The sequence below is a fragment of the Sphingobacterium sp. NPDC055346 genome (assembly GCF_053645235.1).
Genome location: NZ_JBSHMI010000001.1, coordinates 334,352 through 348,784, shown reverse-complemented (window position 1 = coordinate 348,784; position 14,433 = coordinate 334,352). Strand labels below are relative to the sequence as shown.

The following is a 14,433-nucleotide window of genomic DNA, read 5'->3' as shown; positions in this document are numbered from 1 at the left end:
ATTGAATAGGTAAGATTTATTATTAGGCTTGAACGGATCAAGATCTTAGACCGAATAGGGGATAGAACCCCCAGCAGGGGATGAAATCTTTTTCTGCACATCTTCTTTTTGAAGGAAAATAGTTCGTTCGCTGTGCTCACGATGACAAAATCCTCGTAAAAAAAGAAATAGATTCTTCACTTCGCTCTGAATCCCTCTTATTACATTTCCAATTCTGAACGAATAGTAAAGAAACTGTACGGTTCACTAACCCTAGATTTTATCCCCCTTTATCGAAGGTAAAGAAACTGTACGTTGATATAAATCTTATCCTTTTTACCATTAAATCAGCATTTTTCAGAGAGTCTTCCTTTGTGCCAATTACAAGTTTGGTAGAATTGTGGTTCTAACCATTCATGCCCAGATTTATTTACCAGAAGATATTTCTAATCGCCATAAATCCCCAGCGGGGATGAATTATTTTAGCATGAAGGTATTGAACAATATAGGGTTAATGCAAAAACGATGTTCGATTAATCGAACATCGTTTTTGCGCTATCTCTAGGTTAACGCGCCATGTCTGCTAAAATAATGGAACCCCAAAAGGGGTTATATCTCTAAAATTAAAAAAATGGTTTACTGGCTAGTATGTTACGGACGTATGCAATACGCTCCTGTCAGATATGCCGAATATATACGGGAATTTTGATCTTGGTCTATCCTCCCATCCCTTCAATCCTGGTTCAACCCATTCGATATTCCCCTTCAACGACATAGGATAATGAATCAACCCCCTCTAATGCGCGAGGGTCTTATGTCTGATGTCTGATGTCTGATATCTATTGTCTCCTGTCTACCCCGGCCTATGCGAGATAAAATGCTGTTTCAATTTATCTAGCCCAATATTTTCCTCCACTTTGTCCAGTTCATAGATCCATGCCTTTTCTGGCAAAACTTCCAGATTCTCTTTTGAATTGATCAGATCAAGGGGTTTTACCTTGATTGACTTTTCGATGGGAGGGAACGCGTTGTGTTGTCTTCTCGAGGTCCTTAAGATCTGGAATTCCAGATTAGGCCATTTGTTGATGGCGGAGAAATTGCCTGTATAGAACTGGTTATATTCACGTGCAGGAACGATATTGGCGAATATCCCTGTTCTTTTGTTTCCTACAGATTCAGATACTGTAACCAACAATTCAAAGGAAGTCTCATTGACAAGAAAGAATTTGACCAATCCTTCGTTCTGTTCACCGGTCAGGGCTAAGTATATGCCCTTTTCGATAAATTTCCCCGTCTGAACCACCTGGGTTGGTTCCTCATCCTCCTCCATACGCATGTTGCCATGGACTAGTGTGATCTTATCTTGCATCACCGGAATCTCAAAGCCAGTGTCATCCGTCACCCCAACAAGTCCGTTGCTCAAAAAAGCGGTAATATGGCCTTCAATGGGTTCATCTACAAACCTGACTAAATCTCCTATTTTAAATTTCATCGTAAACTCTCAATAATATTAACAAAATTATGAATATCCTTTAAATCATTATAAAGGTGTATTCCTATCCTAATCCCGGTTCCACGGGGAAAACATTTCACGCCCATGTTCATCAGGTTTGGGTAAAGCTCCTGAGGGAGCTGCACATTTATCAAGGAAGAACGAACCGAGCGCTCTGCTATATAAGGTAGGATCAAATCCCTTTCCAATAACAGTCGGTATGCCTCATCCGATAGCTCCTTGATGTGTTGCTGTATATTTTCTAATCCTTGTGCTTTCAAGAAAGTTAGACTGCTCTTCAAAGTTCCATGGCTTAGGGTATCCTGATGACCAGGTTCAAAAAAGGTATCCAAGATGCTCTTGTGTTTCCACATTGCAACCTCAGGCAGTGGAACCTCAGCTTTCAGGTCTTCCAGCATCAGTTTCAAGCCATCGCTGATCAGCATAAAACCATTCCCAAATCCTGACAAGAGCCATTTATAACCAGAAGCCCCCAAGGCATCAATCCCCGAATCCTGAAAATTAAAAGGACCTGTTCCTAAAAATTGGGTACCATCAGCAATGATCCAGAGATTAGGGTATTCAGCCTTTATCCTTTTGATAAAATCTAAGTCTATCATCAGTCCTGATATGTACTGCACCAAGCTCAGGGTCAAAACGTCCGGATTGTGCTTCTCAATAGCTTTTTGAAGCTCATCGTCCACATTCGCCGATACAGCAACAGAGGTATGTTTCAATTTTCTGTTGACTATGGGATATTGTAGGGATGGGTATTCATCTTCCAGGACCAAATAGCTCAGGTCCTTGGGCAGCAGGTCCACCAAGGTGGAAAATCCAAATGAGAAATTAGGGGTCAAGAAGGTGTTCGCTGCTTTTGTTCCGAAAAAATCCGCAACGGTCTCCCGAACTCCATTGATAAACTCCGGCTGTTCATCCCTTAGATTAGAATTGATATCAAAGAATTCCTGCTCCCAGGTCTTCCTCCAATCCAAGGTTACCTTCGGCAACAATCCATTGCCAGGTGTGTTGAGATAAACAACATCATTTGGAAGGTTAAAGTGTTCCTTCAAAGTCATAAGGCAAAATTTCTTGTTCGTCTAGAATGGATAAATATTCATGTTGACTGATCATTTCTGCCCCCATTTTGCGCAAATGATCTGAGGGGATCTGACAATCGATTAATTCAAGCCCAAAATTTTTAGCTAAGTGAAATAATGCAACCTTTGATGCGTTTGGGGCCAAGGAGAACATACTCTCTCCGCAGAAAACATGGCCAATTTTTACGCCATATAGTCCACCCACCAAAGTATCATCTTGCCAAACTTCCACGCTATGTGCATAGCCTTCTTCATGCAACTGTAGATAGGCTTTCTGCATATCTGAAACGATCCAGGTCCCATCCTGATCCTTTCTAGGGATATCGGCACAGGTCTCGATGACAGCTTTAAAATCCGTATCAAAGCTAACTTTAAATCTGTTTGACCTGATGACCTGCTTCAAGCTTTTGGAAACCTTCATTTCTGAAGGCCTTAAAACAAACCTTTCCAATGGTGCATACCATAAAATTGGACTGTCCTCATTGTACCATGGAAAGATGCCGTTTTCATACGCCAACATCAATCTATCAACACTGAGGTCGCCACCAATTGCCAGAAGTCCGTCTTCATCGGCTCGGGAAGGGTGGGGGAAAACCAATCTGTTTTCATCCAACAAGTACGGCATGCTATAGCGATTTGCCTATTCAGGCTGTCTTGGTTCCTTGCTGATCTCATCAAAGATCTTGTCCATATGTTCAACGTATTCGTTGGTATCATCTAGGAAGAATTCCAACTGTGGAACGATGCGGGCTTGGTTCTTGATCCGTGCTCCCAATTTATAGCGTATCTCGTTAGTCTTTGATTTGATGCTATCGATGTCTGCCTTGGCAGTTTTGGTGTTCAAGAAGCTCAAATAAACCCTAGCTATGGCCAAGTCAGGAGTGACACGTACCCTGGTAACGGTAATAAAAGCACCGGGAGCCCAAGAGTTGCCCTCACGTTGAAACATTTCTGCAAGATCTTGTTGTATTACTCCAGCAAATCGTTGTTGTCTTTTACTTTCTGTTCCCATCTTTTGATTTGATTGCGGAAAGCTGCATTGCATTTCCTCTTACAAATATAGGGCTTTTCTATAAACTAGTATATGTTTGGAAGAACCTTTGGCGATCAAGCGAAGGAGGTGTTTTGAGTGCTATTTTTGAACCAGGATGTGGCTCGACTCCGCTCGCCAACCGGGGATGGGAGGATCTTTTGAAAGCATTCCAAGGCCAATCCCATCGCACAGGGCAACGGCATTCTAATCATTTTTCCGCTACTGGAAATGAGCCGGAGACTAAAGGGCTTCCCGCGGAAAGATCTTGTTTGTTTTGAGAAACCCACAGCGTGGATGAAATATTTGTAGAATTTGATTGATTGAATTGGCCAACCCTTAGCGGAGGTGAAATGTTTTTTAATAGGTCTTTCGGGTCACCCTGAGGGTATCCTGAAGGGTCTCGGAACTTTCCACAATCATTTGAAATAGTTTCCTCATCTTTCGATTACGGAATAACAGCGGCTCTAAATAAAATTAAAAAATAGATTCTTCGCGTTGCTCTGAACCCCTCTTTAGCGTATTTCCATTTCTGAACATCTCGTGAAGAATCTGAACGGTTCTTCTTCCTAAAGCCTTGTCATCCCTTGCCGAAGGTAAAGGAGCTGTAAGCCAACACAATACATGATGTTTTTGATTTTGAAATCTTGCATGATGAGATACTTCGGATGAACCTCAGCATGAAAAAAAACCTTAACTTGTCGACGTAGTCCAGCGGGAATGAAATCAATGAGGAAAGATGGACTGTAAACGGCCAACCCTAACGGGGCTGGAATATTTTTCAGCAAATCTTCCAGCTTGGAAGAAAGGTAGAAGATATATTTGAGCCATCATATTGACCTCATTCGAGACACATTCCGAAATTTCGCAAAATGTACCGTATCCAGTCCATGGATTTCCCGAATATGTCTCGAATGAAAGCAAGTTTTCACCCGAATATTGCATTCGAAAATATTGGCGAAAAAAGGCATAAAAAAAGACTTGTCGTGGGCATGGTGACAAGTCTTTAATCAAAATTAGTTTATAATTGGATAGAATAATTCTTTTCGTAGTTTTAAGACTTTCCGGTCTATCATGTTTAGTAATTTGTAGTTGGCTATTAAACGTGAGTGGAAGCTCACTTATTAATATCATTCATTCCCCTTTACATCACAAACATAGAGCTTTAATTACGATGTGACAAGATGTTTTTTAAAAAAAAGTAAGTGATTACTTAATTGACAAAAGCTATTTTTTGTCCTATTTCTTCATGATTTATTCATCGTTTCTTAATAAATTAAATTCAAAAATTGTGAACCTATCGAAAGATAAATGCTTGTTTTTTAGTGTGCTAAAACGGAAAAGCTTTAACAAAATTTAACATTTTGTTTTTGGAGGAAATCCTAGCGATGTTGTTCAAAAATTAACCAAAAATGCACAGAAAATTCATGCATTTTCCTAAAAAAATTATTGAATGTCAAAAAAAATAATTGGCTGAAATGGATAAATGATTGTAATAATTCTGGAAATTACTAATCAGGCCAGTCCCTTGTTGCCTTGCATTTTCCCTATATATTGGTACTTTTGTTCGACAAGATTTTGAACATGAAGATTTGGCAAAAAAATATTGATGTAGATTCCTTTGTGGAAACCTTTACCGTAGGACAAGACCGTGAAATGGACATGAACCTGGCAGCCGCCGATGTTCTTGGTTCTTTGGCCCATACCAAAATGCTGAACAGCATTGGATTGATGACCGACCAAGACTTGGAGGATGTGCAAAAAGAACTCAAGAATATCTACAGAGAAATTTTGGCCGGAAATTTCAAAATTGAGGACAGCGTCGAAGATGTGCATTCCCAAGTAGAAATGATGCTGACCGAACGCATCGGTGAGGCCGGGAAAAAGATTCATTCTGGCCGTTCCAGAAATGACCAAGTCTTAGTGGACCTAAAATTATATTTCAGGTCTGAAATCGAGAGCATCTTTAAGAATACGGAAGAACTGTTCGATCAGTTGATCAGCCTAAGCAATCAATACAAATCGGTACTGATGCCGGGCTATACGCACCTTCAGATTGCCATGCCATCTTCCTTTGGGTTATGGTTTGGAGCCTATGCAGAAAGCCTAGTGGATGATCTGCAACTGTTGAAAGCGGCTTGGAATGTCTGCAACAAAAACCCATTGGGTTCAGCGGCGGGCTATGGCTCATCTTTTCCCTTGAACAGAACGATGACGACCAACTTGCTTGGCTTTGAGGACCTTAACTACAATGTGGTCTATGCTCAGATGGGCAGGGGGAAAACCGAACGGATCTTGGCACAGGCCATGAGTTCGATTGCAGCGACCTTGGCAAAATTTGCCATGGATGTTACCCTTTTTATCAATCAGAATTTTGGGTTTATCTCCTTTCCGGCACACCTGACAACAGGTTCTTCTATTATGCCACACAAAAAGAATCCCGATGTGTTCGAATTGATCCGCTCGCGTTGCAATAAGATCCAGGCATTGCCAAATGAAATTGCCATGATGACCACCAACCTTCCCGTTGGATACCATCGTGACCTGCAGCTGTTAAAAGAAAACCTTTTTCCTGCATTCCAATCCCTGAATGATTGCTTGGCTATCGCTAAATATATGTTGGAGAATATTTCGATCAAGGATAATATCCTGGATGATCCGAAATATGATTATTTATTCTCGGTTGAAGTCGTAAATAATGAAGTGTTGAACGGAGTTCCGTTCCGCGAAGCCTACCGCAAAATCGGTCTGGATATCGAAGAAGGAAAATTCCAGCCAGCAAAAGAAGTTAACCATACCCATGAAGGAAGTATCGGCAACCTTTGCAATGACCAGATCCAAAGAATGTTTGAAGAAGTGAAAGCTGATTTTGGCTTTGAAAAAGTAGATGCTGCCTTGGAAAGCCTTTTGGCGCAGTAAATAAGAGACATAAGACACAAGCCATAAGACATTAGACCTGAACAGGTTTAATGTCTTTTTTTTGTTAAATACTTTCTTTAAGGGGGTAATAATAAAGTTGGGTTATCCTGATTCAGTAAAAAAAGAAGACGCCAGTAGGTCTTATGTCTTGTGTCTATTGTCTTATATCTCTTAAAAAGTCTTAAGACTTTTTTATACAGAACTTATATCTTGTTTCGCTTTCGAAAACATCTCCTGGATTCAGTTTCACCGAAGGGAATTTTTCTTGGTTTGGACTATCGGGATAATGTTGGGTTTCAAAGCAAAGCCCTCCATAGCGTAGGTACTTTTTGCCGGATTTCCCTTGGTCATCGTCGAGGAAGTTTCCGCTGTAGAGGTGCAGGCTCGGTTCGGTGCTGAAAACCTGGAGTTCTATGCCGGACTCTTTTGAGAAGGCTTTGGCAATGGGTTCGCTGATGGGTTGTTTATTGATGAAGCTATGGTCATAACCATTGGCGATCTGGATCTGTTCCTCTGGGCTATTGATATCTGTTGCCAAAAGTTTGGGTTGGCGGAAGTCGAAAGCAGTTCCTTCTACTGGATAGATATCACCCGTTGGGATCTGGTTTTCATTGAGCGGTAGAAACTCATCCGAAATAATGCTGATTTCATGGTTCAAGGTATCACCGTTTCCTTCACCATTTAAATTAAAATAAGCATGGTTGGTCAAGTTGAGGACCGTAGGGGCATTTGTGGTAGCCCTATACTTAATAATGATTTCATTCTCATTGCTCAACTCATAGGAGACGGTTGTCTTTAGTTCACCGGGGAAGCCTTCCTCTCCATCTGGGGAAACATAATAGAAATCGACTAATTTATTGAAGCTCACCTGTCTGTCCCATACACGGTTGTGGAAACCGTCGACTCCTCCATGCAGGCAGTTGCTGCCATTGTTCTGTGCTAAGCTGTATTCCTTTCCATCGATGGAGAATTTACCGTTGGCAATACGGTTGCAGAATCTGCCAACTGTAGCTCCATGATAAAACTGCTTTGCCTGAAGGTAACCTTGAATGCTGTCAAACCCTAATATCACATCGATCAGGTCACCATTTTTGTCGGGAACCAATGCACTTACCAGTCTAGCGCCATAATCGGTCAATGCGATTTGCATTCCAGCTCGGTTGGTAAGGGTGATAAGATGGGTGTTTTTACCATTCAATTTACCTTCAAAGTCTTTAGGAAGAGGGAGTTTATAAGTCGTCATTATGTTTTAATTGCTTCTGTTAAAGATAATAATAAAGGGGGGCGTTCCAAAGAACTAAGGAAAAGGAATGGTAAATACCTGTTCATTGACGTTCTTTTGGTTCCCAGCGATTCATTTATTATTTATTTTTTAGTTCATAATCGTATTTTAAAAATCGATGAGATTTTATTATTTTGTTGGAAATCAGTGTTATGTTTAAGGTTTCGTTATTATTTCTTGCTGTCGGAATTTTGGTTCTTGCCTTTGCGGTATTTGTGCCGGCAAAGGACTCCTCCATTACGATAAATACCTACGATACCTTCTTTATTATCTCCTCTATTTCGCTTTTTAAGTTTTTAGGTTTACTGGGGCTGATTTTTGCCGGTTTATACTATTTTACGGAGCAGATGCTCTATTCCAAAACTTGGAGCATCATGCATTTGATCAGTTTCTTATGTCTCATTGTTAATTTATGGACCTGGGGATTTGTGGAAAGGGTTTATTTTGGGAATATTGAATCCCAGGTTTCCGGTAAAGCCTCAAACCTGGCTGAGGTAGAGCGGTTTTACAAGATCCAACAGTTTTACGTAGGCTCCTTTATTATGTTGCTGGTCATGCAATTTGTGTATGTCCTGAATCTGTTGTTTGGAATGATGACGAGAAATAGGAGCAGTGAGGATCTGGACTGATAATTACCTATACCAACGAATTATTAGCTGTATAATTGAGGACTAATCCATCTACATAGGGTCCTTGAAATTTTTAAAATGGTATATTTGCCAATCAAAATCTGAGATTTTACATGAATTGGAAACAACTGATATCGGCAAAGCGCTGGGGCTATGAAAGTCGTGCGAACAATGATCAATTTGATGCTCGTTCTGAATTTCAGCGGGATTATGATCGTTTGATCTTTTCTTCACCATTTCGTAGGCTTCAGAACAAGACGCAGGTATTCCCTTTGCCGGGAGCTGTTTTTGTTCACAACCGCTTGACCCATAGCTTGGAGGTTGCATCGGTAGGAAGATCCTTAGGGCGTTTGTTTTACAACATGTTGAAACAGGAGAATCCTAATATTGATGAAGAAGCACCTTTTTTACAGGAGGTAGGGAATATTGTGTCGGCAGCATGTCTGTCTCATGATTTAGGGAACCCTGCATTTGGACACTCTGGGGAAGCTGCCATTTCCACCTTCTTTACCGAAGGGAAAGGGCAGAAGTACAAAGAGATGGTCAGCAAAGAGCAGTGGGAAGATTTGATTCATTTTGAAGGAAATGCCAATGCCTTACGGATTTTGACCCATGCATACAATGGGAAAGACCCCAAGGGATTTGCATTGACCTATACGAGCTTGGCTTCCATCGTTAAATATCCATGTTTAGCAATTGATGGACATGTGAAAGGCTCTCACCATAGAAAGAAATATGGCTTTTTCGATTCTGAAAAATCGAGTTTTGAAAAGATAGCCTTGGAATTAGGATTGGAAAGGGACCCTTCAAATCCTAATGGCTATTTGCGCCATCCATTGGTTTACCTGGTTGAGGCAGCTGATGATATCTGTTATAATATCATTGACCTGGAGGATGCCCATCACCTGAAGATCCTGTCGTACAAGGAAGTGGAGGAATTGCTCCTGCCGCTTTGTGCTGGGGAAGATTTAAGGGAGAGATTGGATTCACTGGCTGATACCGCAAGTCGGGTTTCATTATTGAGGGCAAAAGCTATCAACACCCTGATTTGGGCCTGTGCAAAGGTTTTTGTAGAAAACCAAGAGCAATTCTTGAAGGGTACCTTTGAGAAACCGCTGATGGATGCGCTGGATCCGGAAATCGTGCAGCATATGAAGGTAATCTCGAAGATTTCCGTTGCACGTATTTACAATGCACCTACGGTGGTGCAGATTGAAATCGCAGGTTTCAAGGTGATGAATGCTTTATTGGAAGAGTTTGTGCCAGCCTATCTGAAGTCTAACAAATCCATGTTTGACAAAAAGTTGGTGGCGATGATTCCTGAGCAGTTCCATACGGAAAAGGATGATACCTATTCCAAGATCCGTGCTGTCCTTGATTTTGTTTCCGGGATGACGGATGTATATGCAGTGGAACTGTACCGTAAGATCCAAGGGATTTCTATAGCTTCCTTGGAATAAAAATTTCATTTTTCGTTAGATTTAAGATGTGATATGGCTTTCGATTGAAGGCCAATATAAAGTATTGAATGAAAGTAGTAATAGCTGAAAAACCTTCTGTAGCGAGAGATTTGGCCAGGGTGATGGGCGCGAAAGAGGTTAAGGATGGATATATTTCGGGGAATGGCTATGCCTTTACTTATGCATTTGGCCATTTGGTGCAACTGTGTACTCCGCAAGCCTATGGCTTCCATAATTGGTCCATTTCCAACTTGCCGATCATTCCCGAGCAATTTGCCTTGGAGGTGAAGAAAGTCAAGAGAGATGGCAAACAAATGGATGATTTGGGTGCCTTGAAGCAATTGAATACAATTAAGGCTTTGTTGGCCCAAGCCGAAGAGATCATCGTGGCAACGGATGCTGGGCGAGAAGGAGAATTGATTTTCAGGAATATCTATTATTACTTGAGGTCCAATGTGCCTTTTAAAAGGCTGTGGATTTCCTCGCAGACGGATAAAGCCATCAAAGAAGGTTTTGCCAACCTGAAGGAGGGTGTAGAATACGACAGTTTATATATGTCGGCCAGGTCAAGATCTGAATCGGATTGGTTGATCGGTATCAATGCAACCCAAGCATTGACCTTAGCTGCAGGGAATAGAGGGCTCCTATCTTTAGGTAGGGTGCAGACCCCAACCCTTGCGATGATCTGTTCGCGATATCTGGAGAACAAAGATTTTAAGCCTCAAGCTTTCTATAAAATACAGGCCGGTTTTGAAAAAGAGGGCATTCAGTTTAAAGCTACTTCGAATAAAATCGATAAGAAGGAAGTGGCCGAGGAAACTGTTGCCAAACTACAGATTGGGATGCAGGCGATGGTCAAGAATGTAGAGGCCAAGGAAACGAAGGAGCAACCTCCGCTGTTATTTGATTTGACTTCCCTTCAGCAGGATGCCAATAAGAAATATGGCTATTCAGCAGACCAAACCTTGAGTATTGCCCAAACTTTATATGAGAAAAAAGTAATTACCTATCCACGTACAGGTTCCAGGTATATCGGTGAAGATGTTTTTGAAAAAATTGAGGAACTATTCCAGCATTTAGCGGATACCGCACAGGAACAGATTGCCGTCATCAGTAAGAACCTGATAGGCGCCAAGCTGAACAAGCGATCGGTCGACGATAAAAAGGTGACGGATCACCATGCCTTATTGGTAACCGATGAAAAACCGGGTCCAATGCCTATGGACCAGCAGAACATCTACAATATGATTGCTAAACGTATGGTAGAAAGTTTCTCGGAGGTCTGTCTAAAGGATATCACGACAGTGACAATTGACGCTGCGGGGGTGGAATTGATTGCCAAAGGAACCGTGATCAGGCAATATGGTTGGCGATTATCTGCAGATCAGGTTGAATTACCAGATGAGGATAAAAATACGGATGACCAAGACAATGAAAATGCCCAGTTACCAAAATTGAGCATAGAGGAAATGCTTGAAGTATTGACCTTGGACTTAGCTGAGCGATTTACCAAAGCAAGACCTATCCATACGGAAGCCTCCTTGTTGAAGGCAATGGAAACATCGGGCAAGGAAATCGAGGATGAGGAGATGCGCCAAGCCATGAAAGACTGTGGTTTGGGTACACCGGCAACCCGTGCTGCAACCATTGAGACCTTGTTTCAACGGGATTATATCAAAAGGGACAAGAAAAAATTGATCCCTACGGAGAAAGGTCTTTCGGTTTATTTCCTGATCAAGGATCGCTCCATTGCGAAAGTTACCCTGACAGGTAAATGGGAGCAGAAGCTTGAAGAAATGCGAGCGAACAAGGTGAGCTATGATGTGTTCATGAAACATATCAAAGATTATACGGAAAAGATCACGAAAGAGCTTTTGCAATTGCGGGTAGCCATTGCCCATGAGGAACTGAAACCTTTGCAAAAAGGAAAGATCAAATGCCCTAAATGTAAGGCTGGTCAGGTCCAACTGTATGATAAGGTTGCCCAGTGTGACCATTATGCGAGGGGATGTGACTTTAAGATTTGGCGTACGCTAAATGGTGTTTTCCTCGATGAAAAGGAGATGAAGAACCTGTTGGAGAAAGGGAGAACTTCGGTGCTAAAAGGACTGAAGGGACAGGATGGGCAGGTTGTTTCCGCGCCTTTGCTTTTCGAAAACTTTAAAGTAAATATTGGTTGATTTCCTTAACTTAGATAGATGGACACTATCTATGTTTTCTCTGGTTTAGGAGCGGATCGTCGGGTCTTTGAAAAACTTGATTTTTCAGGGATGCAGGTGGTTTATGTGGACTGGTTAAAACCAAGACCTGCAGAAGCGTTGGAAAGTTATGTGTTCAGGCTTGCCGAGCATTATCAAATCCCCAAACAGGGAGCAAATGTACTGGGACTTTCTTTTGGTGGAATGTGCATTGCTGAGCTCTCAAAATACTATGATTTCAAGAAAACCATTTTAATTTCTTCGGCGAAGACCAAGGATGAATTGCCGAAGGTCTTGGGCGTTTCCAAATTCCTTTCTCTGCACAAATTGTTTTCTGGAAACCAATCGAGATTTGCGAATTCCAAAGTTCTGTATTGGCTCTTTGGACTGAAGTAGGATGAAGAACAATTCCTATTTGATACGATGTTGGCAGATACAGATCCGGACTTTCAAAAATGGGCCGTGGACAAGATCGTCAATTGGGAGAACAGTCATGTTCCTGTTAACTGTCTGCATATCCATGGTGATAAAGATCGATTGATCCCAATCCAGAACGTAGACTATAGCATTCGGGTAAAAGGGGGCGGGCATTTTATGGTGTGGAATAAAGCTGCTGAACTCAATTTTCCCATTCGAAATTTTCTCCTTTAATTGTGCTGATTTCCTCAAAGTCATGTTGCGGTCAATTGTAGCAGCATGGTTTTCCATCTATGAGTTTTGTGTTACCTTTGCAGCTTATGGCAAATAAACTCTATAATCCCTTTTTGGATTTTAAATTTGATAACAAAACTTGCTTCTTGTCAGGAAAAGCATTGGAGTCGGAAGATGAAAAGATTCAGGTATTCCCTGTTTGGATGATGCGCATCTTTGATTTGGAAGATAAGCCGTTTAAGTTGTTGGATGAGAGTTTGGTGACTTACAAGCAGTTGCAATTGCCATGTTCGGCTGAGGTGGCGGCAGTCATCGCAGGGGTAGAGAAAAAGGTGGAGGATGCAGTGAACATTGGCTATACGGCCTTAAAAGAGCTGGATCAGCTGACCCTTTTTCAATGGGTTGGTAAAATCCTGTACGGTGTGGTGTTCAACGAGATCCAAGTAGGGATTAGACAGGCTTTCCTTTCCGGAGAGCAGTTGAATTTTTCCCAAGCATTGGTACATAAGTTCAAGAACCTGCATTTTATGTTGCAATCGCTGATCACTCCGATGGAGTTTGAACATAAAAACCCCTTTACCATTTTAGTGTTGCCTGTTGACAGTACCCCAGAAACCTTTATGTACCGAGATGAGATCAATACTTTGATCTTTTCGATCCGTATGAAGGATTTTGCCATCATTGCGACCATGCAAGATAATGGTGTGCATGAAATCTATCATGATGAGGTTTTAGCAAAAATAAAGGGGAGGGTTTTGCACCCTGTTCAATTTGAAGAGATCTGTGCTCGTTTTTTCTATTCTGCTTATTTATTTAACAGATTGCCCGAATACACCTATATGGAAGTTCCAGAGAAGGTTTTCGTGGAGCCAATGCCTTTGAATGATTGGACTCTCAAACCAATTTTTGATCAATGGACGGTTAAAACCTATGGACAGGTATTGGAAAGTTTTTGGAAGCCCTGGGGCTATACTTTATTTGAAATCATCAAGGACCCTGAGAACCCTATGAGTTTTATTACGGATGATCAAGGTGAGTTTATTTCTGATATTGATCTAGCAAAGTAATTTCTATTATTCTTGAATTTTTCTTACCTTTTAGGTGTTGATTTTAAGATCCTTATGAAGACATTTCTCACGTTCGTTATCCTATTTCTATCTGCTTTTGGGAGCTTAAAGGCCCAAAATGAAGTGATTGTGGACAGCAGTGTCGTGCGGGAAGTGGATGTTATTCCTCAGTTTGTTGGCGGAGCTATAGGATGGCAACGCTTTTTGGAAAATAACTTAAACCTATCCGGTGTTTTCAGGGATATGGACAGCACTGAATATGTGAAGTATGGTCTCCGTCAAACTGCCATCTTGGAATTTACAGTCTGTGAAGATGGAGAATTATGCGATATCGACATCGTCAACAAGTCCAAAATCAGTCCTTCATTTGCGCGAGAAACCATGCGCCTCATCAAGAAATCCCCGAAATGGAAAGCAGCCATAAAGGATGATAAGCCAGTCCGCACTCGGATTAGGCAGCCGATCGTTGCAATCCTAGATGAATACTAATCCTAGCTAAAACTTATTAGCATATTCCTAATAATAATATTGTAGTAATAGTTAAATTACTGTAAAGGCATCTTTACATTAATTATTGCACTTTGTCATTTATTTTATTGGTAATTTTTTAATAAATATTAAATTTGACA

Annotated in this window: 13 protein-coding genes; 8 read left to right on the top strand and 5 right to left on the bottom strand. The window is 41.2% G+C overall.

Annotated features, from left to right (window positions below):
* Positions 1–832: 832 nt before the first annotated feature.
* Genes ACWICE_RS01475 through rbfA form a run of 4 tightly spaced genes read right to left on the bottom strand, consistent with a single transcriptional unit; the run spans position 833 to position 3,580 of the window.
* The gene (locus ACWICE_RS01475; protein WP_454297484.1) at positions 833–1,471 is read right to left on the bottom strand and encodes a hypothetical protein; all 639 of its coding nucleotides are present in this window, start codon (positions 1,469–1,471) and stop codon (positions 833–835) included.
* Complete coding sequence (locus tag ACWICE_RS01470; protein WP_454297483.1) at positions 1,468–2,547, bottom strand: aminotransferase class V-fold PLP-dependent enzyme; 1,080 nt, start codon at positions 2,545–2,547, stop codon at positions 1,468–1,470. Before ACWICE_RS01470 ends, ACWICE_RS01475 begins: the two co-directional genes overlap by 4 nt.
* Positions 2,525–3,193, bottom strand: a complete 669-nt coding sequence (gene aat / locus ACWICE_RS01465; RefSeq protein WP_454297482.1) for a leucyl/phenylalanyl-tRNA--protein transferase — start codon at positions 3,191–3,193, stop codon at positions 2,525–2,527. Before aat ends, ACWICE_RS01470 begins: the two co-directional genes overlap by 23 nt.
* A 15-nt stretch (positions 3,194–3,208) precedes the next feature.
* A complete protein-coding gene (gene rbfA / locus ACWICE_RS01460; RefSeq protein ID WP_185211221.1) occupies positions 3,209–3,580 on the bottom strand; it encodes a 30S ribosome-binding factor RbfA in 372 nt (123 codons plus the stop codon).
* Between the two features lie 1,602 nt (positions 3,581–5,182).
* On the opposite strand from rbfA, the gene argH reads away from it, so the two are divergent.
* Complete coding sequence (gene argH, locus ACWICE_RS01455) at positions 5,183–6,517, top strand: argininosuccinate lyase (RefSeq protein ID WP_454297481.1); 1,335 nt, start codon at positions 5,183–5,185, stop codon at positions 6,515–6,517.
* Positions 6,518–6,698: 181 nt separating this feature from the next.
* Here the strand turns inward: argH and ACWICE_RS01450 are convergent, their stop codons facing one another.
* Positions 6,699–7,760 (bottom strand): aldose epimerase family protein, encoded by a 1,062-nt coding sequence (locus ACWICE_RS01450; RefSeq protein ID WP_454297480.1) that lies wholly within the window; start codon positions 7,758–7,760, stop codon positions 6,699–6,701.
* Positions 7,761–7,951: 191 nt separating this feature from the next.
* Between ACWICE_RS01450 and ACWICE_RS01445 the strand changes: the two genes are divergently transcribed.
* From ACWICE_RS01445 to ACWICE_RS01415, 7 genes are all read left to right on the top strand, one after another.
* Positions 7,952–8,428: a hypothetical protein gene (locus ACWICE_RS01445; protein WP_185215946.1), complete on the top strand. Its 477-nt coding sequence runs from the start codon at positions 7,952–7,954 to the stop codon at positions 8,426–8,428.
* Between the two features lie 113 nt (positions 8,429–8,541).
* Positions 8,542–9,888, top strand: a complete 1,347-nt coding sequence (locus ACWICE_RS01440; protein WP_454297479.1) for a deoxyguanosinetriphosphate triphosphohydrolase — start codon at positions 8,542–8,544, stop codon at positions 9,886–9,888.
* Between the two features lie 68 nt (positions 9,889–9,956).
* Positions 9,957–12,068, top strand: a complete 2,112-nt coding sequence (locus ACWICE_RS01435; protein WP_454297478.1) for a DNA topoisomerase 3 — start codon at positions 9,957–9,959, stop codon at positions 12,066–12,068.
* 18 nt (positions 12,069–12,086) lie between these two features.
* A complete protein-coding gene (locus ACWICE_RS01430) occupies positions 12,087–12,482 on the top strand; it encodes an alpha/beta hydrolase (RefSeq protein ID WP_454297477.1) in 396 nt (131 codons plus the stop codon).
* A 27-nt stretch (positions 12,483–12,509) separates the two neighbouring features.
* On the top strand, positions 12,510–12,737 hold the full coding sequence (locus ACWICE_RS01425) for an alpha/beta fold hydrolase (RefSeq protein ID WP_454297476.1): 228 nt from the start codon (positions 12,510–12,512) through the stop codon (positions 12,735–12,737).
* Between the two features lie 86 nt (positions 12,738–12,823).
* Positions 12,824–13,804 carry a hypothetical protein gene (locus ACWICE_RS01420; protein WP_454290725.1) on the top strand — a complete coding sequence of 327 codons (981 nt, stop codon included), beginning with the start codon at positions 12,824–12,826 and terminating at the stop codon, positions 13,802–13,804.
* Positions 13,805–13,858: 54 nt separating this feature from the next.
* A complete protein-coding gene (locus ACWICE_RS01415) occupies positions 13,859–14,293 on the top strand; it encodes an energy transducer TonB (protein ID WP_185215950.1) in 435 nt (144 codons plus the stop codon).
* Positions 14,294–14,433: the final 140 nt, after the last annotated feature.